The 26,475-nt window shown below is 44.1% G+C and carries 20 protein-coding genes and 1 pseudogene; 4 read left to right on the top strand and 17 right to left on the bottom strand.

The genetic code is table 11. The features are described 5' to 3' along the window. Positions 1–7: 7 nt before the first annotated feature. The 12 genes and pseudogenes from C1E99_RS02740 to dhaS form a co-directional block, all read right to left on the bottom strand. Entirely contained in the window at positions 8–1,570 is a 1,563-nt protein-coding gene (locus C1E99_RS02740; RefSeq protein ID WP_105206519.1) for a 2-isopropylmalate synthase, read from the bottom strand. A gap of 344 nt (positions 1,571–1,914) precedes the next feature. Then, positions 1,915–3,663, bottom strand: a complete 1,749-nt coding sequence (locus tag C1E99_RS02735; RefSeq protein WP_105206518.1) for a hypothetical protein — start codon at positions 3,661–3,663, stop codon at positions 1,915–1,917. Positions 3,664–3,811: 148 nt separating this feature from the next. Next, a complete protein-coding gene (locus tag C1E99_RS02730) occupies positions 3,812–4,531 on the bottom strand; it encodes a hypothetical protein (RefSeq protein WP_105206517.1) in 720 nt (239 codons plus the stop codon). Between the two features lie 24 nt (positions 4,532–4,555). Then, positions 4,556–4,885, bottom strand: a complete 330-nt coding sequence (locus C1E99_RS02725; RefSeq protein ID WP_105206516.1) for a hypothetical protein — start codon at positions 4,883–4,885, stop codon at positions 4,556–4,558. Between the two features lie 126 nt (positions 4,886–5,011). Next, the gene (locus C1E99_RS02720; protein WP_105206515.1) at positions 5,012–7,558 is read right to left on the bottom strand and encodes an SEC10/PgrA surface exclusion domain-containing protein; all 2,547 of its coding nucleotides are present in this window, start codon (positions 7,556–7,558) and stop codon (positions 5,012–5,014) included. 345 nt (positions 7,559–7,903) lie between these two features. Next, positions 7,904–8,830, bottom strand: coding sequence for a helix-turn-helix domain-containing protein (locus C1E99_RS02715; protein WP_105206514.1), 927 nt, complete (start codon positions 8,828–8,830; stop codon positions 7,904–7,906). Positions 8,831–8,982: 152 nt separating this feature from the next. Next, the gene (locus C1E99_RS02710) at positions 8,983–9,216 is read right to left on the bottom strand and encodes a GlsB/YeaQ/YmgE family stress response membrane protein (RefSeq protein ID WP_105206513.1); all 234 of its coding nucleotides are present in this window, start codon (positions 9,214–9,216) and stop codon (positions 8,983–8,985) included. Between the two features lie 208 nt (positions 9,217–9,424). Continuing rightward, a complete protein-coding gene (locus C1E99_RS02705; RefSeq protein ID WP_105206512.1) occupies positions 9,425–10,666 on the bottom strand; it encodes an aminopeptidase in 1,242 nt (413 codons plus the stop codon). A gap of 287 nt (positions 10,667–10,953) precedes the next feature. Beyond that, positions 10,954–11,556, bottom strand: coding sequence for a nitroreductase family protein (locus C1E99_RS02700; RefSeq protein WP_105206511.1), 603 nt, complete (start codon positions 11,554–11,556; stop codon positions 10,954–10,956). A 144-nt stretch (positions 11,557–11,700) separates the two neighbouring features. Next, the gene (locus C1E99_RS02695) at positions 11,701–16,092 is read right to left on the bottom strand and encodes a PolC-type DNA polymerase III (protein ID WP_105206510.1); all 4,392 of its coding nucleotides are present in this window, start codon (positions 16,090–16,092) and stop codon (positions 11,701–11,703) included. Between the two features lie 124 nt (positions 16,093–16,216). Beyond that, positions 16,217–17,203, bottom strand: a complete 987-nt coding sequence (gene dhaQ / locus C1E99_RS02690) for a DhaKLM operon coactivator DhaQ (protein WP_105108167.1) — start codon at positions 17,201–17,203, stop codon at positions 16,217–16,219. 114 nt (positions 17,204–17,317) lie between these two features. Beyond that, positions 17,318–17,758 (bottom strand): annotated as a pseudogene (dhaS, locus tag C1E99_RS02685) (dihydroxyacetone kinase transcriptional activator DhaS); the annotation flags it as partial. A 146-nt stretch (positions 17,759–17,904) separates the two neighbouring features. Between dhaS and dhaK the strand changes: the two are divergent. Genes dhaK through C1E99_RS02665 form a run of 4 tightly spaced genes read left to right on the top strand, consistent with a single transcriptional unit; the run spans position 17,905 to position 20,585 of the window. After that, positions 17,905–18,894 carry a dihydroxyacetone kinase subunit DhaK gene (gene dhaK / locus C1E99_RS02680; RefSeq protein WP_105206508.1) on the top strand — a complete coding sequence of 330 codons (990 nt, stop codon included), beginning with the start codon at positions 17,905–17,907 and terminating at the stop codon, positions 18,892–18,894. Between the two features lie 10 nt (positions 18,895–18,904). Next, on the top strand, positions 18,905–19,480 hold the full coding sequence (gene dhaL / locus C1E99_RS02675; protein ID WP_105206507.1) for a dihydroxyacetone kinase subunit DhaL: 576 nt from the start codon (positions 18,905–18,907) through the stop codon (positions 19,478–19,480). Next, complete coding sequence (gene dhaM, locus C1E99_RS02670; protein WP_105108163.1) at positions 19,477–19,851, top strand: dihydroxyacetone kinase phosphoryl donor subunit DhaM; 375 nt, start codon at positions 19,477–19,479, stop codon at positions 19,849–19,851. The genes dhaL and dhaM overlap by 4 nt, the downstream gene beginning before the upstream one ends. 23 nt (positions 19,852–19,874) lie before the next feature. Then, positions 19,875–20,585, top strand: a complete 711-nt coding sequence (locus tag C1E99_RS02665) for an MIP/aquaporin family protein (protein ID WP_105206506.1) — start codon at positions 19,875–19,877, stop codon at positions 20,583–20,585. Positions 20,586–20,788: 203 nt separating this feature from the next. Here C1E99_RS02665 and C1E99_RS02660 read toward each other — a convergent pair whose 3' ends face one another. From C1E99_RS02660 to yajC, 5 genes are all read right to left on the bottom strand, one after another. Further along, positions 20,789–22,651 carry a proline--tRNA ligase gene (locus C1E99_RS02660; RefSeq protein ID WP_105143901.1) on the bottom strand — a complete coding sequence of 621 codons (1,863 nt, stop codon included), beginning with the start codon at positions 22,649–22,651 and terminating at the stop codon, positions 20,789–20,791. 521 nt (positions 22,652–23,172) lie between these two features. Further along, positions 23,173–24,432, bottom strand: coding sequence for an RIP metalloprotease RseP (gene rseP, locus C1E99_RS02655; RefSeq protein ID WP_105206505.1), 1,260 nt, complete (start codon positions 24,430–24,432; stop codon positions 23,173–23,175). Between the two features lie 9 nt (positions 24,433–24,441). Next, on the bottom strand, positions 24,442–25,236 hold the full coding sequence (locus C1E99_RS02650) for a phosphatidate cytidylyltransferase (protein WP_161951138.1): 795 nt from the start codon (positions 25,234–25,236) through the stop codon (positions 24,442–24,444). Positions 25,237–25,257: 21 nt separating this feature from the next. After that, positions 25,258–26,013 (bottom strand): isoprenyl transferase, encoded by a 756-nt coding sequence (locus tag C1E99_RS02645; RefSeq protein ID WP_105109053.1) that lies wholly within the window; start codon positions 26,011–26,013, stop codon positions 25,258–25,260. A 161-nt stretch (positions 26,014–26,174) separates the two neighbouring features. Further along, positions 26,175–26,471, bottom strand: a complete 297-nt coding sequence (yajC, locus tag C1E99_RS02640; RefSeq protein ID WP_105206504.1) for a preprotein translocase subunit YajC — start codon at positions 26,469–26,471, stop codon at positions 26,175–26,177. Between the last annotated feature and the right edge of the window lie 4 nt (positions 26,472–26,475).

Here is a 26,475-nt window from a genome sequence, read left to right as displayed (position 1 = left end):
TTTCCTCCTAGATGTGTGGCAAGTCTTTCTCTGAAAGTTTCTTATCTATCTGTCCACTATTTTCTTTTTGCACCATGACATTGGCATGGATATAGGCAATAGCTGAAGCCTTGAGTACGTCAAAGTCAATACCAGAGGCGTTGAAGACTGTCTCCGTTACCTGATTTTCTACGGCTACCAACACACGCGCCTGGGCATCAATCCCATCAGTAATAGCGTCGATATGGTAGCGTTCCAAGCTGATGTCCTGCTGGAAGAATTGATCGACCGCATTGAACACAGCCTCAACTGAACCTTTCCCTGTCGCCGCAACCACTACTTCTTCGTCGTCCAGATTGATAAAGGTCACCTGAGCCTGGATGCTACCGTCGTCCTGGGTATCCAGACGTAGGTCCTTGAATTGGAAACCGTCACGATTGGTAATCTCTGTTCCAACTACCAGGGCACGAATATCGGTATCAGTAACCTTTTCCTTCTTGTCGGCCAGGCTCTTGAAACGAGCAAAGAGGGTCGCTACATCTGCCTCTTCAAAATAGAGGTCCAGCTCTTTCAGTTTCTCCACAAAGGCATGGCGACCTGAGAGTTTACCGAGTGGCAGGGAATTTTTCTTGACCCCTACCAACTCAGGTGTAATGATTTCATAGGTCAATGGATTTTTCAAGACACCATCCTGGTGGATGCCGGACTCATGAGAGAAGGCATTACCACCGACCACGGCCTTGTTGCGCGGAATGGCAATTCCTGAAAAGCGTGATACTAGCTCAGACGTATTGAGCGTCTCGGCAAGGACGATTGGACTAGTCACATTGTAGAAATCCTTGCGAATTTCAAGGGCAACAGCCACTTCTTCCAGCGCCGCATTCCCCGCCCGCTCACCAATCCCGTTGATGGTTCCTTCCACACGACCCGCACCATTTTTGATGGCCGCCAGCGTGTTGGCAACAGCCATTCCCAGGTCATTGTGGCAATGAGGACTAAAGATAATCTCACGGTCTGACTTGACATTTGTTGTCAAATATTTGAAAATCTCACCGTAATGCTGGGGCGTTGTAAAGCCGACCGTGTCAGGGATGTTGATGTAGGTCGCACCCGCATCAACCGCCGTTTGTACGACTTCTAGCAGATAGTCCAACTCCGTCCGCGTCGCATCTTCTGGTGAAAATTCAACCACATCGAAAAACTGACGAGCGTAGGAAACATGCTCTGTAATCTGCTCCAAAATTTCTTCTTTGGACTTTTGAAGTTTAAATTCACGATGAATAGGACTGGTTGCGATAAAAACATGAATCTGCGGATACTTGGCATCTTTCAGAGCCTCATAACAAGCATCAATGTCTGACTTGACTGACCGAGCCAAACCTGTGACGGCCGTCTTGGTCATGGCTGCCGCAATCTGCTTGACCGCCTCAAAGGAATCTGGACTGGCCGCCGGGAACCCCGCTTCAATGGCAGAAATGCCCCATTTCTCCAATTGCTTGGCGATGGTCACCTTTTCCTTGATAGAAAAATTGACCCCCGGCGTCTGCTCACCATCCCGCAGACTGGTATCTAGAAATTCAATAACTCGCATAAACATACCTTTCTAAGTTAAAAGAAAAACACCTCGACGACCAGCGAGATGTTGTCAACAGCGCCCGCTTGGTAAGCCAAACAGGACTAATGCATGATTTCAGCACTAGCCCGACCGTCGCAACAACAAAGTAAAGAATTTTGTAGTGACAGTGTTCATTTGACTTTTCCTTTCAGTGTTTTAATTGTTTACTATGATACCCTACTTATTTTCACTTGTCAACAGAAAAATGCAAATTTTCTGAAAAATCCGAACAATGCGTCAATTCACAAAAATCAAGTTGCATATAAAACCAAGCCCCTTCAGAGACTTGGTTACAACGAATATATCGTTAGATTAGTAAACTACCACTTAAGAGTAATCCCTTGCTCTAATAATCTATTTCTTTCCTCGGCAATTCTATTATTTTCTTTAGCAAGGTGATTACCAGCCGAAATTGAAGCATCAACCTTCGCCAACATTGCAAGTTGAACTTTATTTAAACGATTCAACTCAGTAATATTTTCGTTGACTTCATCCAGTTGAACAGAAATATTTGCCAATTGCTGCTGAAAGACATTGAGTGAGGCCAGCATCTTATTTCTAAATTGTTCTTCACGTACAAGATTGGCAGCCTCTTTAAAATTATCAGCACGCAAATCCCTCAACAAAACCCAAATCCCAATAATGTCATTCAGATTCTGAAAACTTTGAGGGATTTTTTTAATGTAGAATTGATAGGCATTTTCATTAAGTATTTTTGAGATTTCACTATTATTAGCTGCAATTTCTGCACTCTGATTCAACTCGTCACGCAATCGATTCATTTCGTTTTCACGGGCTCTCTTAGTAGGATCAATCATTCTAACAATTCCGCCAATTATCGGAGCAATATACTCTGAGACGACGTAAATCACACCTCCAAGAAAAACCAAATATAGAATTAAACCGAAAGCACCTACTCCTGTAAAGAAGCCAGATATGAAGATAAGTGCAGATATAATGAAGGTCGCACCGTTGATTCCTGAGGTTACTTTCTCAGACAACACTTCTGTTCCCGCAATCTCAATTTGATTTGCATACCAATTTCTTATCTCTTGATTTCGGTTTCGAAGAGCCTGGACATTCGCCAAATGGTGTTCCAAGAAAACAAAAACATCCATTAGCTCAGTTCGTTCATATTGGTTGATAGGACGTACATCAATTTCAACTAGCTCTCCTTCAATTGCAGGTTTCTTAGGTTGTGGAGGTAAGGTTTCCTTAACCACTGGTTGCGTAGGGGGCAAAAGGCCCCATTGAACTGGCTCAAAATCCGCAAAAACTGCTGAGGTCTCCGTTCGATTGAGGAGAAAAGTTTGTTCTTCTTGAAGTTCTAACTCATCTATCTGTAACTGACTATCAAAAATTTTCGCTTCAAGCTGATGATGGCTTCCACAGTAAAGATGTTCAATCTGAATATTACTTTGACCTGTTGCATGCAAGCCTACCCATCGATTATCCTCTTGGAAAATAGATAAAGAACCACTTGCTTGGAGGGTGGACTGACCTTGAACCGACAAAATTCGATAAATCGTCGAGTCGATAACCTCGGCCTGTGATTGGTTTATTAGACGAAGGGCATCTAAATTGGACTGATTAAGATGAATCATCCCATTATTTTGAACTTGAATAGGTAATTTAAAATAATCATCAAAAAGATTGGTCTGTTCTAAGGTTGCTGTTCCACCATCAACATAAACAAGTGGATAGTAGGTAGAATCTGGATAGTCCGGATAATCTTGGACCAATTCTGTTCGATGTATTTCACAATTGTCCAAAGTCAGTGAACAGCCCGAAGTAACATTAATGATATTATTTTTAAAATCTCCAACTAGGAGAATATTGCGAAGGATAAGGTTTGCGTTATTTTCGAGCCTAAATGTACCTTGAAATACGACCGATCCGAGTTCATCGCCTTCTGCAATAAACTCATAATTACTTCGCAAGGTATAACCATTGTCAAACTCATAGTGACCTGGTTCTAGATATATTCTGACGTCACCTGATTGATTCAATACTGCATCACGAAAGCTCAGACAGCCTTCACTTGTTCCTACTCTAATTTCTGTTACCATCCTAAACCCTTTCTCTTTTGACTCCCACTACCCTCCAATTCAAATGTAAAATGAGGGTTATTCTAAGATGCCAAACATAGGAATAAATCCATTGATACTCTACATTATCAACTTCAATACCAATCAAAACTAATCCTTGATCCTTTAATTACCGACCTTCCAAAACCTGCCAATTTAATATAGCCAAATCCAGAGGATAGGGGTCTGCCTCAGCCTGTTGTTCTGCGCTTCCCATGATGATTTCTTTTTCTTCCAGCAAGATAGCTGCGCTATCATCTGCTGCTAGTTGATAGGTCTTTTTAATCCCTTCTCCTCTAAAGGAAGTCCATTCATACTGGGTCACAGTTCTGTCTGAATTGATAGTAAAACTGGCCCGATAGCCACCTACTGGCGCAACTTCAGAGTGAGCCAGATAGGTAGAAACAGATTGATTCAGATAGTAAACTGCTGCTCCGTACATAGCACCAGTACTGTCCTGCACACCTGTAAACAATTCCTTGGTTCCATTGCCATCAATGTCATAAAAGGCATAGTGGGTAACTGTCCCTTCTGGATCCTCAGCAACTTTTGTGAGCGTTTCTGCATACAGACTCTCATAGTCTCTTTCAGCTGAGCTCGTCACTGTCTCTTGTTGGCTACTACTAGTCGTGGAACTAGAAGTTGAACTAGTGCTCGCTTTTGAGCTGGTTGACGAACTGCTTTCCAAACTAGTCGAAGAAGTGGTAGATGAGCTTGTTTCGACAGTACTTGAATTGCTAGTTGATGAACTTGTGTTACCACCCGTCAGTTGCTGAACGATTTCTGACTTGCAGCCACTGAACAAGAATAAACTGGCCAGTGCAAGCCCCAGTGTTAGATACTTTTTCATTGTTTCACTCCTACTACAAGAAACTTATTTTTCTTTTTCTAGCGTGATAGTATTGTCTTGAATTTCGAGTGTTATTGTATCATCTTTAAGAGTATAGGTTGCTGTTTCATTGATTTCTTGTCCCATCATTGAACCAGACAAGTCCATCGTTTTCTTAGAGGTATCGATAGTCCCTTCTAGTTCCATATTAAAAATCATAGCTGTCACGTCCATTGAAACATCTTTACCATCCACTACAAGGACATACTCTGCTCCGTCAGCTTGACCCTTATATGTGCCATCTACAGATGGGGCACAAGCTGTTAAAACGACTGCAACGATTGTCAAAAATACTAATTGTAAAATCTTTTTCATAAATTTCTCCTTTTTACTTTACCCTTCAAGTTAAAACCAGCGGGGGCATATTCCTCTTCATACAAAGATAGCACACTCTTCCAAACCTATTGTTTGGTAAGGACGAAGAGTATGATACCCGCCATTTTATTCTTCGGTATACTTCCGACGCTTGATTGCGAGGGATAACCCTAAACCTAGTACCGTGAAACCAGCTAAACTAGACAAGATACTTTCGTTACTTCCTGTTTGTGGTAGGCTAGCTGCCTGAACTGGAGCTTTTTCTACATCAAGGAATCGAGTTTGCTCTTTAGAAGTAGGCGCCATTCCAGTTGTCTTTATAGTTGATACATTTGATGGTGTATTTGTACCAATCGGTGCTGGGGTACCTGTGTTTTTCACTGTTCCTTGGTCATCACCAGTTTCCTCTGTCGGAGCCTTCACTTGTTCTTGGAGATTGTAAAGGTTCAGGAGATTTAGGTAGTGTTTGACAGCAAGGGAGTAGTTATCCTGTAATTCGGTCAACTTAGCAGATTCTTGTTGATATACTGCACATGCTTCCTCTCTGGCTTTCACAGCCTTGTCATAGGCTTCTTGTGCTTTGACCAAGTTTTCTTCAGCTTCTTGTAATCCTAAGAGTTTTGCCTTGGCATCTACCACTGCTTGTTTGGCGTTTGCTAAGTCCGTTTCCAAATTTTGAACATCTTGGTTGAGTTGGTTTACTTTTGTTTTCAACTCATCAGCTTCAGATTGTTTGATTAGATAGTCCGCACGCAACTCGTCTGCTTTTGCTTGTGCTTCATCCAATTGAGCTTTAGCTTCTGTCAAAGCTTGTTCTTTAGCTTCTTTGCTTTCTGTTAGCGCCGCCAATACAAGTTTAGCTGAGTTATATTTTGCGTTAGCTTCTGACAATTTGGTTTTAGCGTCATCCAATTTCGCTTGAGCTTTTGTTGTTTCACTTTCTGTAGACAATAAACGATTGTATTCGGTTGTAGTGTTTATAACTTCGGTTTTCGCTTCATTTAAAGCCGTTACCGCTTTAGCCATATCAGCTTTAGCTCGGTTATGTGCCACATTAGCAATTGCCAATTGTGTTTTCGCTGCTGTTAGGGCGCGTGTGTCGCTTGCGAAGGTTACATCTGCAGCGTGTACTAACTCATTAGCTTTAACGGCGTTTGTGAATAAGCCGTCAAGTGTGAACTGGTCTTTATATGTTGCGAAAACGTACCATGGTTTATAGTTAACTGACTGCCAGCCCATGTCCATACTTTCTTCATCGTGAACGTATAGTCCAATACTTTTAGCGTTATTGAAATTGCGCCAATGACCGTAGTTGCTGTGTTCGTCAATTAGTGTCATATCGACCATCGATTTGTTGAGTTCTTCCATCAAGTCACGCAATGTTGGTGCGGTTCTAGTTATCGTGTGTGCTAGGTTTTCACCCGCTGTGATTGTTGTATTTGGGAATACTACTTTTTCACTTTCGCGTAAGATTGTAATATCATGTTCAAATTCTGAATCTTTCGCATCATACATTTCACTTCGGACTTTCGCCAATTCAATCATTTTTGTGTTGGCTGTAATGGTCGTCAATCCAATGGTTTCAGCTAAGGTGTTATAAATATCTACTGCGAACTGGTTTAATTGCTCGACTTGTTTGGTTGTCAAATTATCCAAATCTACAAGCTCATCGCCACCTGTAATGTTAAGTTTCCAATGTTGTTCTAGATTTTCTTCAATCTGCGCTGATTCAATAACCTGTTTCAACTCAGCAACGGATTCCAGTGTTCGTGTTTCGGAAAGGAATTTCTTAACAGCATCTTTTACGTTTTGTGGCAGATTGATATCAACCGTATAAGATACTTCGTTTTGAAGGGAATCTACTACTTCTTGAGCTTCTGTCACTTTATTTGCTGTGTCAGTTACTTGAGCTTCCAAACCAACTACTGTGGTTTGAGCGTTGCTTTCAGCTTCTTTAGCTGTGTCAAGGGCTGATTTAGCGTCTGCAATTTTTTGTGCCAAGGTTTGGTCTTTTGCTTCAGCTTCAACCAAGGCTTGTTCAGCTTCAGCTACTGCCGCTTCTGCTGTAGCTACGTCTTGTTTTGCTGTATCTACACTAGCTTGGGCTTGCTCAACATTCACTGTTTGGTTTTCCAATTGTGTGACAGTTTCTTGAGCTGCGTCTGATTGTGCTTTAGCTTCAGTATAAGCTGTGTTTGCTGTGTCAGCTACTGTTTGTGCTTGGTCAGCTTGTGTTTGTGCTGTTGATGCTTCTTGTTTTGTTGATTCAAGCAAGGCTTCAGTTTCTGTAACTGTAGCTTCAGCTTCAACAATTTCAGTTTCTACTGCTTGAACAGCTTCTGGTGTTGCTGTTGCTGCAGTTTCTTGAGCTGCGGAAAGTGTTTCTTGTGCTGTTGTTTCCGCGGTTTGTGCTGCCTGCTTATCAGATAAAGCACTGGACACTACTGATTCTTGATTTTTCACTGCTTCCTCAGCATTGTTCACATCTGTCTTTGCAGCAGCTACTTGCTCGGCTGTAACTTGATTGGTCGTTGGTGTTTCTGTTGAATTAGACGTTGGTGATGTTGAATCAAGTGTGTTAGCACTCACTGCAGCACCTGATAAACTAACCACTCCTGTTGCAAGAACGGCTGAGGCAAGGGTCACTGTCTTTAACAAGTCTTTCTTATTCATATAAGCTCCTTTTATATTGTATCAATACTATTGTACCCCCCCCCCGAAGCCTTTTGTCAAGCGGTTTTTCGGATTTTTTTGTATATTTTTAGATACTTTTCGATGCTTTTTTCTTTTGCTTGATGGATAGACATCCACTATCTCTGGAGGGGGAACAATGCACGAATGAGACAGGATCTCCCCAATAGTCTATCAAATATTTTTTTCTTAAAAATAGCCAAGCAAACTATTGTTTCAATTTAACTTGTAAAGCGGAAATTTCTTCTGATTTTTTCAATACAGGTAACTATAGTTTCATCTAGTTCTCTTTCTAGGAATAGAAAAAGCAGCCAAAGCTGCTCCTTACTAATATCGATGACCGACTGAATCGGTCAAATCTATTCCGGTTTTGTTGAGTTTATTAAAGACTTCCCGAAACTCGATTAGCCGTCGCATATTGGCCTCGGTGGGTATGAGATTGGTATCTGCTTCAAGATAGGTAATGATGTTTCGGGCACGAGGGATGGCGGACTTATCATTTTGCCGTAGAAGATTGTAAACGGCCCGCATTTCGATGCGACATAATTCCCTCACCAAAAAATGCTTGGCAGGGTGGGGGAAATTCTTGATTTCTTCAGCCAGAGTTCCAGCCTTGAGATAGTAGCCTTTTTCGGAAAAGTAGTCGATCATAAACCCCAGATTCAATAGGGACTGAATAGCTGTATCAAAACTCTTGGTCGTTTTATAGGTATCTAGATAAAACTGTGTCATTTTTTCATTGAGTTCATAAGAGCAATGTTGAAAAATTTGCACATGCAAGTCATGTTCTAGGACATTGAGGAAGGTGATTTTTTTTAGATGATGAATCATCCTTTCTTCTATCTCCTTCTTCCTATCCAGATTGCTACCCTTACTATAGTCTGTAAACATGTATGCAACCAAGTCCAACATTAATTGCTTGAGTTCGGGATTATCCTTAACATAATCCCCCATTTGTTCATTAAACTGTTGACGAAAATCAAGACTGTTGACCTGTTGTCGTCTATTTTCAGCCCAAACTTGAAGATAGTAATCGATACTATCCCCTTGATAACGAAAGGCAAAGTCCTCCCAGGTGACACCGATCGAAATCAGGAGACGACTGAAGTTCTCAACACTGATTCCCTTCTCCTCTTTTTCAAATTGGCTGAGAAATTGTGGACTCACAATACTTCCAGCCGCTTCCTTTAGAGATAATCCTCGCTTTTCTCTCAATTCTTTAAAAGTACGGCCAAATGGATGCAAATCTGACATAGGATTCCTCCCTTTCTGTATATCTATGTCATCTATTATAACCGACTTTGCTATCTTTTGGGAGGTGGTTTAACTAATAGTTTCATTTTTCTTTCATAAAATGCCATTTATTCATTTTTTAAACCTTCATGAAACTATAGTTTACTTCCTATCTAGCTTTTTCGACTACTAGAAAAAATCGCCACCAGCAATACTGCTCCAAAGACTGACGGTACCAAAGCCATACCAGCAAACTGTGGACCCCAGTCACCAAAGAGCAGTTGTCCAATCCATGAACCTGCAAGTCCAAGGATGATATTTCCAAGACAGCCACGACGGTCATCTGATGAGGTCAAAGCCCCAGCAATCAAGCCAATAATGGCACCCGCAATTATACTTGATAACATTCCGTATTCCTCCTTATTTACAAAATGGGAGTGGGAAAGAACTCGACTAGGTCAAAAAGAGTTCGTCTTCCCACCCCCGCACAGTTGATTAGGTCAGATTTGGAGTGCAAAACACGAACAAATCTACCAATCAACCACTGCGCTGAGATGTTGATACGAACTCTGAGAAGTGATCCTGGGCTTTTTGCCCAGTTTCATTCAAATATCATTAGATAGCCCATTCACCGTCACGGAAGATTGGCACACGGGTACCGTCTTCACGGATACCGTCAATGTTCATCTTGTTAGAACCAATCATGAAGTCCACATGGACATCTGAACGGTTAAGTCCTGCTTCTTTGAGCTCTTCTTGGCTCATTTCTGTACCACCTTCGATAGAGAAGGCATAGGCTTGACCAATCGCCAAGTGGTTTGAGGCGTTTTCATCAAAAAGAGTGTTGAAGAAAGTAACGCCAGATTGAGAAATCGGGCTCTTGTCTGGAACAAGGGCAACTTCACCAAGACCACGCGCTCCAGCGTTGTCAAAGACCAATTTCTTCATAACTTCATCGCCTTTTTCAGCAGTTACATCCACAATTTCACCATCTTTAAAAGTTACTTTGATGCCTTCGATGATGTTACCGTTGTAGCTGAGTGGTTTTGTTGATGTGACATAGCCGTCTGCCACACGGTAGTCAGGTGCTGTGAAGACCTCTTCTGTTGGCATGTTGGCGATAAACTTCTCACCTTGGGCATTGACCGAACCAGCCGCTTCCCACAAGTGGTTTTTCGGCATACCGAGAACAAGGTCAGTTCCTGGTGCTGTATAGTGCAATTTGACAAACTGCTCGTCGTTAAGGACCTTAGCCTTAGCCACCAAGCGTGCCTCGTGCTCTTCCCAAGCCTTGATTGGATCTTCTTCGTAGATACGGCAAGTCTTGAAGATTTGATCCCAAAGGAGGTCCACTGCCTCTTCGTCAGAGGCTGCATTTGGGAAGACTTTTTTAGCCCATTCCAAACCAGAGGCTGCACCAAGTGTCCAACTAACCTTGTTAGCTTGCGTTGCTTGACGCATTGGCTGCAAAGCTTGGCTGAGTGCACGAGCGTTGCGAGACAATTTCTCTGGATCAACGCCATCGTAAGCACCTGGATCATCAGACAAGACCACCAAACGGCTTGCCTTGCGCTCCAAGAGGTAGTTCATTTCAGTAACACGTTGTGGATGAACTTGTTCCAAGAGTTCCACATCGACATTGACCAAACGTTCACGCGCAATCACATCGTCCAACCAGTTGACCAAGACTTCCTTAGCACCGTGAGCGTAAGCTTCTTTGACAATCAAACGTGCCAACTCAGCCTGTTCTACACCGATTGTCAACTGCACCGTGTGTCCAGGTTGGACATTGATACCTGTTGAAACCAAGAGTTTAGCATATTTAGCGAGATTTTCTTTAAAATTTGGTAATACCATGATTTTCTCCTTTGTACTTTGAAATACCCTATTATTGTATCATATTTTGAAGCTAAACTGACAAAAAAACTTCCTGCTGATACAGGAAGTCTCAGAATCTATCCGACAGTCTTACACTCACCTGGACAGATTGACAACGAATATTTTCAACTGCCAACGCAATAAAGCAAACTGTAAGTTTTATGTATTCAATGAAAATTGAAAATAGCTTAGGAAGCGAAGCCGAAGGTTGAACTGAAGTTCACCAAGGTAAGCTGACAACGGATATTTCCAATTTTCGAAGAATACTAGTTACCAAAAACCTTTACACGGTCACTATCCGCCATATAGTCTTTGTCTGCTGCTGGAGCTGCGATGCTTCCGAATGGTGCTTGTGCACGGAGTTTCCAGTTAGCTGGGATACCGTATTTTTCTGCAACTTGTGCGTCAACCAATGGGTTGTAGTGTTGTACGTTCATGCCGATATTTTTCTCAGCGAAAGCCAACCATACTGCGTACAAGTTGATACCGTGAGCTTGTTCAGACCAGATTGGGAAGTTTTCAGCATAAAGTGGGAAGCTTTCTTGCAAGCCTTTGACCACATCTTGGTCTTCGAAGAACAAGATAGTACCAGCACCTGACGCAAAGCTAGCCAAGCGACCTTTTGTTGCTTCAAAAGCTTCTGCAGGTGTTACTTTTTCCAATTCGCTGTAGGCAATTTCGTTCCAGAAAGCATCTGATTCAGCACCGAAAAGTACAACTGCACGGCTTGATTGTGAGTTGAAAGCTGATGGTGATTCTTTCATAGCTTTTTCTACAAGCGCTACTACTTCTTCGTTTGATACTGGCAATTCTTTACCAAGTGCATAGATAGAACGACGAGTTTCTTGAAGTTTTGCAAAGTTTGACATAGGATTTCCTCTTTTCTAATTGTTACTACATAGTAGCTTTTATCACTATGTAGAGATTATATCCCTATCAAAAACATTAGTCAAGAGTTTTGACTTCTTTTTTTAAAAAAAAATTCACTGCTTCCAAAGAAACAGTGAACAAGTTTAAAACAAATCATCAAAGAGACTGAGCTGGTTATCTTCTGGCATTTTGCCCAGAATGCCCATCTCATCCATTTTTTCAACGAGGGTGCTGGATAGACCGCCTCGCTTACGGAGTTCTGTCTTAGAGAGGAATTCTCCTTCCGCACGCGCCGTTACAAGCTGCTTAGCAACGTTTTCTCCCAGACCATCCATAGCGACAAATGGTGGGATGAGGGTATCGTCTTCAATCAAGAAGTCGGTCGCATGAGACTTGTAAAGATCCAATTTGCCGAACTTGAAGCCACGTTCCAACATTTCATTGACCAATTCAAGTGTGGTATAGAGATCCTGCTCAACGTTTGAGGCCTCATTGTTTTTCTTCTTGAGGGCAATTTCTTCCATCTTGGACTTAACTCGTTCCAAGCCACCGGACATGGTTGCCAAATCAAAGGCCTTGGCACGAATAGAGAAGTAAGCACAATAGTAGTAGATTGGATAGTGAACCTTAAAGTAGGCAACCCGCAGGGCCATCATAACATAGGCAGCCGCATGGGCTTTGGGGAACATGTACTTGATCTTTCCACAGGATTCGATATACCAGTCCGGCACCTTGTTGTCCTTCATAGCTTGGATATAGCCATTTCGCTCTTCCTCGGAAATCTTGAGCCACATGCCCTTCCGCACCCGTTCCATGATGTTAAAGGCCATCTTAGGCGGTAAACCTGCGTGCATGAGGTAAACCATGATGTCATCCCGACAACCGATAACGGTGGATAGGTCGGCAATTCCTGCCTTAATCAAGTCCTGGGCATTACCCAACCATACGTCTGTACCGTGGGATAGACCGGACAGCTGCAAGAGTTCCGCAAAGGTGGTCGGTTTTGTTTCCTCCACCATGCCCCGTACAAAGTTGGTTCCAAACTCAGGAATACCCAGCATACCTGTCGGCGTCCCAATCTGCTCTGGGGTAACTCCCAAAATTTCCGTACCAGAAAAGAGGGCCATTACTCCCTTGTCGTCAGCAGGAATAGTCTGCGGATCAATGCCCGACAAGTCCTGCAACTTGCGAACCATGGTCGGATCATCGTGTCCCAGGACATCGAGTTTCAAGACGTTTTCATCAATATCGTGGAAGTTAAAGTGGGTGGTCTGCCAGTTGGCCGTCACATCATCGGCAGGATACTGGACAGGCGTAAAATCATAAACATCCATGTAGTCAGGGAATACGATAATTCCCCCTGGGTGCTGACCAGTCGTCCGTTTGACACCAGCTGCGCCAGCAGCCAAGCGTTCCACTTCCACATCACGGTAGAATTTGCCATAATCTCGCTCATAGCCTCGGACGAAACCATAGGCAGTCTTGGCCGCTACCGTTCCTACCGTTCCTGCACGGAAGGCATTTTCTTCACCGAAAATATCCCGAACATCCAAATGGGCAGACGGTTGGTCATCCCCTGAGAAGTTCAAGTCAATATCGGGAACCTTGTCTCCATCGAAACCAAGGAAGGTTTCAAAGGGAATGTCCTGACCATCTTTTTTATACTTGGTGCCGCATTCTTCACAGTCCTTATCTGGCAGGTCAAAACCTGAACCGTAGGAGCCGTCTGTGATAAATTCACTGTGTTGACAATTTGGACAGACATAGTGAGGAGGCATAGGGTTTACTTCGGTAATCCCAATCATGGTCGCAACGAAACTAGATCCGACAGACCCCCGTGAACCCACCAGGTAGCCCCGCTCATTTGACCGTTGCACCAACATCTGCGAAGCCAGGTAAATCACGGCAAAGCCATTCCCCAAAATAGACGTCAATTCCTTCTCAATCCGCAGATCGATAATATCCGGTAGAGGATTGCCATAAATTTCAAAAGCTTTTTGATAGGTCAATTCCGCAACCGTTTCCTCGGCCTTCTCAATATAAGGCGTGTAGAGGTCAGTCTTGACCACCTGAACATCTTCAAAACGATCGAGCATAGCATTGGGATTGGTAATGACAATCTCACGCGCCAGACTTTCTCCCAAGAAAGCAAACTCGTCCAACATCTCACTGGTCGTTCTAAAGTGAGCCTTAGGCAGAGGAGCTGGTTGAGCATTCTCACCATTTCCGATGGTCCAGTTAATCGGTGCCCCTTGACCTAGAGCACGGACAATAATTTCCCGATAAATCTCTTCTTCTGGGTCAATATAGTGGACATTTCCTGTCGCCAGAACTGGCAGACCAGCCCGACGCCCCACCTCAATCAACTGCTTGATTGTCTCTTCAATCTCAGCCATGTCCTTGAACTGCTCCTTGGCAATCATAGGAGCATAAAGGGCAGGAGGCATGACCTCGATAAAATCGTAATAGGCAGCCGTCTTGACCGCATCATCCAAGCCCTTGGATAGCAGGTCATCAAAAACCTCGCCCTCCTGACAGGCCGTTCCCAGTATCAACCCTTCACGGTGGGCATCCAACACCGTCCTAGGAATCCGTGGCACTCCCTCAAAATACTTGGTATTGGATAGGGAAACCAACTTGAAGATATTTTTCAAACCAACCTGATTGACCACGTAGAGCGTAGCGTGTTTGACACGGGCCTTCTTATAAGAATCCTCGGCCACCAATTCTGTATTGAGCTGGTTGAGATTGGTCAGATTGTGTTTCTCCAAGGTTTCTTTTAGGAAGATAAAGAGCAGGCGACCAGTGGCCTCCGCATCGTAGTTGGCCATGTGGTGATGCTCAAGGGCAACACCAAACCGCTTGGTCAAGGCTGCCAGACCATGCCGCTTGTAGTCTGGATAAAGATTTCGTGCAAACTCTAGCGTATCGATGACCGGTTGGCTGATGATCGGCAAGCCAGCTCGCTCGTAGTTGACATTCATGAAACCAACGTCAAAGGTCGCATTGTGGGCAACCATAATGGAATCCTGACAGAAGTCCTGAAACTCCCGCAAAACTTGCTCCAAGGGCTTGGAACCACGCACATGCTCATCTGTAATCCCTGTCAGTTCAGTCGTAAATTTACTGAGCGGGTGACCTGGGTCAATAAATTCATCAAATTCCGCAATGATATTGCCCTTGTGCATCTTAGATGCTGCAATCTGAATCAGGGCATTGTTGACCGCAGAAAGACCGGTCGTTTCCACGTCAAAGACCACATAGGTCGCATCAGATAGAACCATATCCGCTTCATTGTAGACAATGGGAACTGAGTCCTCAACGATATTGGCCTCCATCCCGAAGAGCGGCTTAATTCCAGCCTTACGAGCAGCATGGTAGCCATGGGGGAAGGATTGAACATTGCCGTGGTCAGTAATGGCCACCGCCTTGTGTCCCCAAGCCGCAGCACGCGCCACCAAGTCCTCAACGGCAGGCAGGGCATCCATGGTAGACATGTTGGTATGGGCATGAAACTCGACCCGCTTCTCCCCCTCAGGCATGAGATCCTTACGGATTTCCTTCTTGACCTCCTGGACCTCCTGGACATTCATAGTCAAATCACGGGTGAAATTATTGGTTTCCACATTTCCACGCACCCGCAGCCAGTTGCCCTTTTTGACCATATCAAACTTCTGGGCCTCTTCCTCATTCTTAGCCCACTTCTGCAAGGTAAAGGACGAAGTATAGTCGGTCATCTTAAAGTTGATAATGACCCGCCCCGTCTTGGTCGTCTTCTGCTCGACCTCAAATACCAGCCCCTCAAAGACAATCCGGTTCTCCTCACTATCCACCTCAATCATAGGCGTAATCTCAGCTTTTTCAATAGTGACCTTGGCCGGACGATTTTTCTTATATTCTGGGACAAATGGCTGAGCTGCCTCTGGTGGTGGCGCCATTTGAGCCAGTTGTTCAAGGGCCGCCAGATTTTCCTCATTGGCCTGCTGGTAAATTTCCTCATTCTGCGCATGGAAGACCGCAGCCTGCTGCTGCGTCATCTCCTGACAAACTTCAATGTCCACCGCAAGATTGCCAAAACCAAATCGCTTGTATTGCTCCACAAGATTTGGCAGGTGATTTTTCCGAAAATGAACGGTATCAATAGTTTCAGGTCCCTTTATCCACAGAGTATTCTCCCGATAAACAACCTCCAAAGACTGAAAAAGAGCCTTGAAGCCTGCACTCTGGCACAAATCTTCCGTAAAAGCCTCTGGATAATAGGCCTCTACTAAGCCCGCTTCAAAACTTTCCGCATCACTGACAATAGAAAATTGAATCTTATTGCCCACCTTTTCAAATTCTGTCTTCAATCGAGCTTTAAAAAGTTGGTAATCCACCAGCGGCAAGGGCTTTTCAAAACGGAAGGTAAATTCCCAGAGCTTGCTGACCTTGTGCAAGACCACTTTCTCAATCGTTGCAGTCGAAAAAGCCCCTGATTGTCGTGCATCAAGAGGCATTCCGATTTGTTGTAGCAAGAGTTGAAACTTATCTGACATACTTATTTCCTTTGTAGTTCGTTAGAAATATTTTACCATAAATGAGGTATTTTTTCCTGAGTCAGGAAGAAAAAACTCTCAGGTTCGTTTCCTGAGAGATTTGATTTCTATAGAAATTAGCAGCCTACCAAGCCGCAGCTGCTGTCGGTGCTTCTAAGAAGTCCAGCCAGACTGGGTCCTTGACCCGACAGAGGGTGACAGATATACCACCCATATCTAGGCTAGTCATCCATTTCCCTGTCTTGATAAAGGATAGCTTCAAGCCCTCCAATTCCAGGAACTGGCAGATATCGTTGAGGAAGATTCCCTGCTCTAGTTCGGATATGGAGCCAAGATTGTTGACCAGGAGGATATAGTCTTCCCCCTCCTTCCAGCGGAATTTTAATTTTAATTTGTTCACAATTTCGTTGGCTAACTGCTCAGAGGACTCAAAGCGAACGGTCCGATAACCTTCTTCTCCATGGATACCGATACCGTAGGAGATTTCCCCCTCCTCGAGGTCAAACAAGGGCAGAGCCGCATCGGGTAGTCTAGCAGACTTGGTCGCAAAACCGATGGTCGCAATCTCTGTCGCCAGTGACAATCCCAGTTGCTCCAATTCATCTAGGCTATAGCCTGCAAGGGCCGCAGCTCCCAAAATCTTGTGCAGCAGAATGGTCCCCGCCAGACCACGGTGGCGCATGCGGAAATTATCCTTGGTATCGACTGAGATATCGTCATGGGATACGATATACTTGACGGCAATCCCCTCCTGCCGCGCCAAGTCGATAGCCTGTCCAAAAGAAGCCAGGTCAGCCTCAAAGTTTTTGACGATTAGAAAGACTCCCTTACCCCTGTTCACAGCGCGAATGCTAGCCAGGACCTCTTCAGCAGTAGGAGGGATAAATATCTCCCCATAAACTGCTGCCGTCAGCATGCCCTGACCGACAAAGCCTACATGGGCTGGTTCATGACCCGAACCACCACCCGAAACGATAGGAACCAGGTCCCCATCCTGCTCACTCTGAAGTACAATAGGCTGTCCCTCAACCTTGGTCACGCCAGGATTGGTCCGACAAAAACCAGCTATATACTCTTCAATCATTGACTGTCTATTTCTTATAAATACCATCCTTCACTCCTCCACGATTGAAAATGACTGACGAACCAAGGCTACCATCTGCTTCCAATAACTGTGAATCCGACAGGGCGACTGGGTCAGTCCCTCCTTGATCAGTCCGATCTAGGCACTAGAATGGTAGTGAATCAAAAACTGCCTCGCCTCTGGAGACATGCTTGTACCTTCCTGAAGCTGGTATTCCTTGATAATCTTGTCCATCAAGACTGTAAAGTAACCTTCTAAATAGCTAACAAAGTCATTCTGCCCCTTGATTTCAAAGAGCTGTTGATAAAAGGATTGGTTGCTCTCGATATAGTAGAGTAGCTCATCCAAGAGCTTGACCCCGCTGATATAGGTCAGATTGTCGGTCACTTGCTCCTGCAATTCCGTCTCAAATATCCAGTCTAGCAGCTCATACTTGTCCAAAAAATGGTTGTAAAAGGTCTGACGACGAATCCCTGCTTCCTGCATAATATCGACAACTGAAATTTTATCAAAAGACTTCTGAGATAGTTGCTTTTTGAAGGCCTTGGCTATCTTTTTTTTGGTAATCAACGAGGTTGGCATATGTCACTTCCTTTCGCTTCCTCTCCATTATACCCTATCATGCTTTCCTTGGAAACAAAAGGGACACTTTGGACAATCTGTCCCTTCCTTTTTTCTTTCGGACAATGTAAAATGAAAGCGCAAACAAAAAACAAAGGAGTTTTCTCATGAAAAAAATCATTAACCAACCTGAGCATGTCGTTGACGAAATGTTGAAGGGGCTTGTCTTTATGCACCAAGACGTCGTTGATCGTATCGACGGATTTGAAGTCATTGTCCGCAAGGCTGCAAAGACTGGCAAAGTCGGCATCATCTCAGGAGGGGGCTCTGGTCACGAACCTTCTCATGCAGGCTTTGTCGGCAAGGGCATGCTGTCCGCCGCTGTATGTGGCGCAGTATTTACCTCACCAACCCCAGACCAAATCTTGGAAGCCATAAAGGCTGCTGACGAGGGTGCAGGCGTCTTTATGGTCATCAAAAACTATTCTGGCGACATCATGAACTTTGAAATGGCGCAAGAGCTGGCGGAAATGGAAGGGATTGAAGTGGCTAGTGTCATCGTGGATGATGACATTGCTGTGGAAAATAGCCTCTATACCCAAGGTCGTCGTGGTGTAGCAGGTACCATCCTTGTCCATAAGATTCTTGGTCATGCTGCAGAAACGGGCAAATCCCTAGCAGAAATCAAGGAACTGGCTGACCGTCTCGTCCCACAAATCAAGACTATCGGGCTAGCCTTGTCAGGCGCTACTGTACCAGAAGTGGGCAAACCAGGTTTCGTCCTTGAAGAAGATGAATTTGAATACGGTGTCGGTATCCATGGCGAACCTGGCTATAAGAAAGAAAAACTCCAACCATCTGCTAAGTTGGCAGAAGAATTGGTTGAGAAATTGGCAGAAGGCTTTGATATTCAAGATGGCGAGCACTATGGTATCCTTATCAACGGTCTCGGCGCAACCCCTCTCATGGAACAATATGTCTTTGCCAACGACGTTGCTCAATTGCTAGCTAAAAAAGGTGTGGTCGTTGACTACAAGAAAATCGGAAACTACATGACATCGATTGATATGGCTGGACTATCACTAACTTTGATTAAACTAGAAGACCCAAGCTGGATTGACGCTTTGCAGGCACCTGTTGAAGTCGTGGCTTGGTAGGAGAAGAACTATGGATGCAAAACAAGCATTGCTCTGGATGGAGACATTCAACAAAAAAATTCAAGAGAATAAGGATTATCTGAGTGAACTAGACTCTCCTATCGGAGATGGAGATCACGGGGGCAACATGGCCCGCGGTATGGCTGCCGTCATGCAGGAGCTATCTGAAAAAGACTATGAGACTGCTGACCAGGTTTTCAAAGTGGTTGCCATGCAACTTCTCAGCAAGGTTGGCGGCGCTTCTGGTCCTCTCTACGGTTCTGCCTTTATGGGGATTACTAAGGCCAGTCAAGCCGGTGCGGATTTAGCTGATACGCTACAAGCAGGTTTGGACATGATCCAAAAACGCGGCAAGGCTGAATTAGGCGAGAAAACCATGGTAGACGTGTGGGTTCCTGTCATTGCTGCCCTTAGAGAAAACCAGCTTTCTGTAGATCTTATTCATGAGGCTGTTCAGGCAACAAAAGATATCGTTGCAACCAAGGGCCGTGCCTCCTATGTCGGCGAACGCTCTATCGGTCATATCGACCCAGGCTCCTTCTCATCTGGACTCTTGTTTGAAGCAATGCTGGAGGCGGGACTATGACAGCGGTTGGAATCCTACTTGTATCCCATTCAAAAAACTTGGCGCAAGGTATCATGGACTTAGTCTCCGAAGTTACGACAGACATCCCCATCACGTATTGTGGAGGCTTGGAAGACGGTAGCATCGGAACAAGCTTTGACATCGTACAGGATCGGATCGAAACCAATCCAGCAGACACACTTTTGGCTTTCTTTGACCTGGGTAGCGCGCGGATGAACATTGAACTTGCGGCTGAGTTTTCAGACAAACAAATTCTCATCCAAACAGTTCCTGTTGCCGAAGGTTGCTACACTGCTGCCGCACTCTTACAGGCTGGGGCAGACTTGGATGCCATTTTGGCACAGTTAAAAGAACTGACCATTCAAAAATAACAAAAATGAAATAGGAGATTGCTATGAACTTTATCGGAGAATTACTTGGTACATTCATATTGGTTTTACTAGGGAACGGGGTGGTTGCTTCCTGTGTCCTCTCTAAGACCAAATCTGAAAACAGTGGCTGGTTGACCATTGTGCTTGGTTGGGGAATTGCCGTGATGATTGCGGTATACATTTCTGGCCTTTTCGGCCCTGCCCATCTAAACCCTGCTGTCACCATTTCGATGGCTAGCATCGGTTCTCTTTCTTGGGCTCAAGTCCCAGGCTTCCTACTTGCCCAATTTGCAGGTGCTATGTTAGCATCAGTCGTTCTCTTCCTCCACTTCTACCCTCACTGGCAAGAAACTAAAGATAGTGGAACGATTCTTGCAACATTTTCTACTGGTCCTGCATTGCGCCACACAGCCTCAAACCTTTTCGGTGAAGCTCTAGGCACCGCAGTGCTTGTCATGGGTATTCTCGCGATTGGCCCTAACAATGTCAGCGCTGGCCTCGGCCCAATCATCGTGGGACTCATCGTATTTGCCATCGGTTTCTCGCTTGGTTCAACAACTGGCTATGCCATCAACCCTGCCCGCGACCTCGGTCCTCGCATCATGCATGCCATCCTACCAATTCCAAACAAGGGAGATTCTGATTGGTCCTATAGCTGGATCCCCGTTGTCGGCCCAATTCTCGGTGGTGTCACCGGTGCCATCCTCTACAACCTCCTACTAAATATGTTATAAAAAAAATAGGCTTGGGTGACTAGAACCAAGCCTACTTTTTTATATCATCGTTTCGTATACTTTTAGTACCGGGCAACAAGCAAAACCCTGTCCTAAACCGAAAATCTGCAAGTAACATTTTTTCACTCGTCATAGCAATCAACAATAAACTAAGTTATGACATCAACAAAGACTTGGCTATCATCAACCAAGTCTTTTGCTGTTTATTCATTTTCTTTAGTAAGAATTTGAAGGGTTTCAAGGAGTTGATCCACATGAACTTCTACAGTATCACCTGTTCCCTTGATTTTCACTTCGACGATGCCATCAGCTGCTTTCTTACCAACGGTTACACGGATTGGCAAGCCAATCAAGTCGCTGTCAGAGAATTTAACCCCGACACGCTCATTACGGTCATCTGTCAAGACTTCATAGCCTGCACCGACCAAGCTCGCTTCGATAGATTGAGTCAAGCCCATTGCTTCTTCATCTTTGACATTGACAGGAATCAAATGGACATCAAACGGTGCCAATTCTTTAGGGAAGTTGATGCCCCAAGCGTAACGGTATTCGCCTTTTGGTGTCTTGTTGACAAAGAGACGAGCGTGTTGCTCAAGAACTGCTGACAAGAGGCGGCTAACACCGATGCCGTAGCAACCCATGATAATCGGCATAGAACGACCATTCTCATCCAAGATGTTGGCATTCATGCTGTCTGAATAGCGTGTACCGAGTTTGAAGATGTGACCAATCTCGATACCACGGGCAAAGTTGAGAACCCCGTGTCCATCTGGAGAAGGCTCGCCTTCCTTGACTTCGCGAATATCCACATACTCAGTCACTTGGAAATCGCGCCCTGCATTGGCACCTGTGTAGTGGAAACCGTCTTCGTTGGCACCGACGACAGCATTCTTCACATCCTGCACCTTACGGTCTGCAATAATCTTGATGTTTTCTGGCAAGCCGACTGGTCCAAGGGAACCAAAACCTGCACCGAAGATGTTTTCCGCATCCGCTGGGCTAGCAGCATCAAAGAAATCTGCGCCAAGGTGGTTTTTCAACTTGACATCGTTCACTTGGTCATTGCCAACAAGGAGGGCAACAACTGGCTCACCGTCTGCCATAAAGAGCATGGTTTTGATGGTTTGCTCTTCAGCGACATTCAAGAAGGCAGCAACTTCGTCGATGGTTTTGGCATCTGGCGTCGCTACTTTAACCAAGTCTTCTTCGACGACAACTGCTGTACTTGGTTTGTATTCGCTAGTTGCCATTTCTAGGTTGGCAGCGTAGCCTGATTCACTAGAGTAGGCGATGGTGTCTTCACCAGACACAGACCATGCCAAGAGTTCTGCTTTGATCGCTTCAAGAACATCCTCTGGGATTTCTTCAAAAGAAGCAACAGACTTGTCCAAGACAACCCAACGGTCCAGGTCGGTACGGTCTGGTGTAATAGCCATAAACTCCTGGCTATCCTTACCACCCATGGCACCACCGTCACCGATAATGGCCTTGAACTCCAAGCCTGCACGAGTGAAGATTGCCTCGTAAGCTGCCTTGTAGTCGTCATAGGTCTGGTCCAAACTTTCATAGCTAGCATGGAAGCTGTAACCGTCTTTCATGATGAACTCGCGACCACGGAGAAGACCGTTACGCGGGCGTTTTTCATCACGGTATTTTGGCTGGATTTGGTAGATGTTGAGCGGCAACTGTTTGTAAGATTGGACCGCATCACGCGCCAAAAGGGTCACCGTTTCTTCGTGGGTTGGACCCAGGATAAAGTCAGAACCTTCGCGGTTTTTGAGCTTGTAGAGGTCATCACCATAGGTTTCGTAACGACCTGACTCACGCCAGATGTCCGCTGACAAGAGAGCTGGTGCCAAAAATTCAATGGCATCAATCTTGTCAAACTCCTCCCGCATGATATTTTTCGCTTTTTCAATGACACGGTTAGCCAATGGCAAGTAGCTGTAAATACCAGCAGAAATCTGACGGACATAACCCGCACGCAACATCAAAGCGTGGCTAATCACCGACGCATCCGAAGGCATCTCCCGCAAAGTAGGGATAATCATTTTAGACTGTTTCATAGTTAAGATACGGAGGTCGTAAAAAACGACTGAAAATTAGGAAACTGGCGCAATGTGCTTGCACATCAGTCAGTTTATCTATTTTCCGAGTTTTTAGACCGAGTTCAATTACGAACCTCCTTAATTCCTTTCATCATTTGTTGGTCAGGAAGACACAGGTTTCAGCCCGTGTTCAATTCCTTTCATAGTTTTCAGAACATCCTGCGTGTAGCACGCATTCAATTCCTTTCGTAGTTTACTTGATTAGAAGACAAAGAATTAACTTTTCAAAACCCTCGCTGACGCTCGAGTTCAAATCTGAAAACTCTCTGTTCCTTTCTTTTTCTTAGTTTTCAGAACATCCTGCGTTTTACACGCATTCAATTCCTTTCGTAGTTTACTTGATTAGAAGACAAAGAATTAACTTTTCAAAACCCTCGCTGACGCTCGAGTTCAAATCTGAAAACTCTCTGTTCCTTTTTTCTTAGTTTTTCAGAACATCCTGCGTTTAGCACGCATTCGGTTCCTTTCCTAGTTTTTCTTTAGAAGAAGACACGCATAATATCATTCCAGGTCACAACTAACATAAGAACAACCATGATGGCAACGCCTGCTAGAGTGATATAGGATTCTGTTTCTGGTTTGAGTGGCTTTCTGCGAATGCCTTCTAAAATGTTCATGACAATCTTACCACCATCCAGAGCTGGAATTGGGATAAGATTGAAAATACCAATATTGATTGACAACATGGCCATCAGGTTAAAGACTGAAAACCAACCATTTGCGGCAGCCTGGTTGCTGACAGAGTAAATAGCAACTGGGCCGCCCAACTGCTTGACATCGAAGTTAGCAATCAAGTTTTTCAATGCTGTCACAATCAAAATAGCCGTCGCACCAGCTTCCTGGAATCCCCCAATAATCTTATCAACGAAGCCCGTTTTTAAAATCGGTGAAATCCCAATTCGATAGCTACTGTCAACCTTTTCTGCAGTAACCGTCATTTTTTTTTCAGTACCATCATGTTCAACAACCAAATCAAAACTTGGAGCTGTGCTAGCTTCCGCCGAAGCTTGACTGATGATGCTAGCAATTTCCGTATAAGTATCCGTCGCTTCACCATTGACAGACAAGATTTTATCACCTGTAACCAGACCAGCAGCCTCTAAGGCTCCCCCATCGGTAATGCTAACCGCATTGCTAGTCGTATCTGCGACCCCACCTTGGGCAAAGATCAGCATGATGAAAATGAAAGTCCCTAAAATAAAGTTATTCATAGGACCCGCAAAGTTGGTTATCAATCGACCCCAAACAGTTGCATTCTGGTATTGCACATCTAGTGGAGCAATACGAATTTCCGTCCCATCCTCCTCTACAATCGTTGCATCGTGGTCAACCTTGTAGGTCTTACTTTCATCAAGAACCAAGCCGGTAATTTCTAACTTTTCCTCAAAATCAAAACTAGTCACATTCATGGGCAGACTGTGATTATCCAGTTGCTTTCCAGAAAGATTGACACGAGTGACAATCCCCTCTTCGTTCAAGGTCAAACTAGCAGGTGTACCTGTCTTGATTTCCGTCTTATCTTCACCCCAGCCAGCCATACGGACATAGCCACCGAGCGGAAGGATGCGGATGGTATAAAGTGTTCCATCCTGACCAGTATGAGAAAAGATTTTCGGTCCCATCCCAATAGCAAATTCTCTGACGAGAATACCTGATTTTTTGGCAAAATAGAAATGACCAAATTCATGGACAATGACGATAACGCCAAATATAAAGATAAAGGCTAAAATTCCTTTCATGAAACCTCCTTAAAATAGACCAAAGAAGTGCATAATTGGAAATACAAAGATCATACCATCAAATCGGTCAAAAATACCACCATGACCTGGAATAACTTTTCCAGAATCCTTGACACCGTAATGGCGCTTAATCGCCGATTCTACCAAATCACCAAATTGTGAAAAGACTGAGAATAAGGCAATTAGGATAAACATTACGAAGAAAGAATAACCAGCAGATAGTGATTTATCAACGAGCAAGAAAATCATTCCAACCACAACTGCAGAAGCAATTCCTCCTAAGAATCCTTCAACTGTTTTATTTGGCGAAACACGTGGAAGTAATTTTCTCCGACCCATTTGTCGTCCAATCAAGTAAGCACCGATATCTGTTGCCCAAACAATAAATAGGGCAAAGAGAACCTTATTCAACCCATCCATCCGGGCCAAAATAAGATTATGGAAACCAATACCGATATAAAAACTGGAAGCAATAGGGAAGACGACATCTGAATAATTATATTGACCAAAGTTGAACACCGTCGATCCCAGTAGTAAAAAGACAATGATGGCAAAGGCTGTATAATTTCCATCTGTTGGTAAAAAGGTCAGGTAGTTTTCTAGTGGCAAGGTCAATACGACACTAGCAAACATGGTTAAGATTCCCTCAATGGAATTGGGAGCCAAACCATGCATTTTTATTAATTCAGCCGTCGCAATAATCGCTAATAAGGCGACAAAAAATTGAAAGGCCATTCCACCGGCCCACAAAAAAGGAATGAAGATGGCTAGTGCAATTCCACCAAATACTACTCGTTTTTGCAAATCGTTTGTCATACATTCTCCTTATATACCACCGAACCGTCTATGACGTCGGTTGTATTCTTTGATTGCTAACTTAAGAGCTTCTCCATCAAAATCTGGCCAAGCCACATCCGTAAAATACAGCTCGCTATAGGCTGTCTGCCAAGGCAAGAAATTACTCAAGCGCAATTCTCCACTTGTCCGAATAACCAAATCAGGATCACGAAGAGCAGGCGACAAGACACCCGTATAAAGATAGTCTGCAATTAATTTTTCATCAATGTCACCAGGATTAAAATTAGCATCTAGCACATCCTGAGCAATGGCTTTGATCGCTCGAGTCAATTCATCACGGCCACCATAATTTAAAGCAAAATTCAAAATCAAGCCTGTATTATTCTTAGTTTTCTGCTCTGCCTTATAGAGGGCATTTAAAGTAGCTTCTGGAAGTTTAGAATGGTCTCCAATCATCTGGATTTTAACATTGTTAGCATGGAGTTCTGGAACATACTTGTCATAAAATTCCACTGGCAGGTTCATAATAAACTTGACTTCTTTTTCTGGTCGAGACCAATTCTCTGTCGAAAAGGCATAGACAGTCAGTACTTTCACTCCTAAATCTGAAGCGGTCTTGGTCACTTTTTGCAAAGCATCCATCCCGGCCTTATGTCCCATAATCCGCGGCTGCATCCGCTTTTTAGCCCAACGACCATTGCCATCCATGATAACAGCAATATGCTTGGGAACTTCAATAGCGGTCTCAATGCTTTCTTTCTTTTTAAAATTAAATTTAAACATCGTTATTTCCTTAAAATACAATTAGTATCATTTATTACTTTCTCGAAAGCTCGAAATATACTGTATATAATCAGCCTATTATACCATATTTTCAAGGATTTAAGCAAAAATCAGCTAGCGTATTCATGCAAAAAACCGAGGATTTCCTCGGTTCAATCTGCTTATTCTTCTGTGGTTGTTTCTTCTATTTCTACAACAGGTTGTGACGACGCTGCTTCTGCTACACGGTTACGAATAGCTCCACGTTCAAAAGTCAAGTAGACACCGTCCACATCCAAGACAACCTTTTTATCATCGATTTCATCGACAATACCAAATAGACCACCAATTGTGACGATTTCATCACCTTTTTTGATTTGGCTAAGTGCATCTTGGCGTTGTTTTTGTTGCTTACGTTGGCTGTAAAACATGAATCCAATCATGCCAAGCATCAAAACAGGAAATAATAATCCTTCCATTTGT

Origin of the sequence: Streptococcus suis (assembly GCF_002964045.1) — a bacterium.
GTDB classification, from domain to species: Bacteria; Bacillota; Bacilli; order Lactobacillales; family Streptococcaceae; genus Streptococcus; species Streptococcus suis_U.
This window is presented reverse-complemented; position numbering and strand designations above follow the sequence as displayed.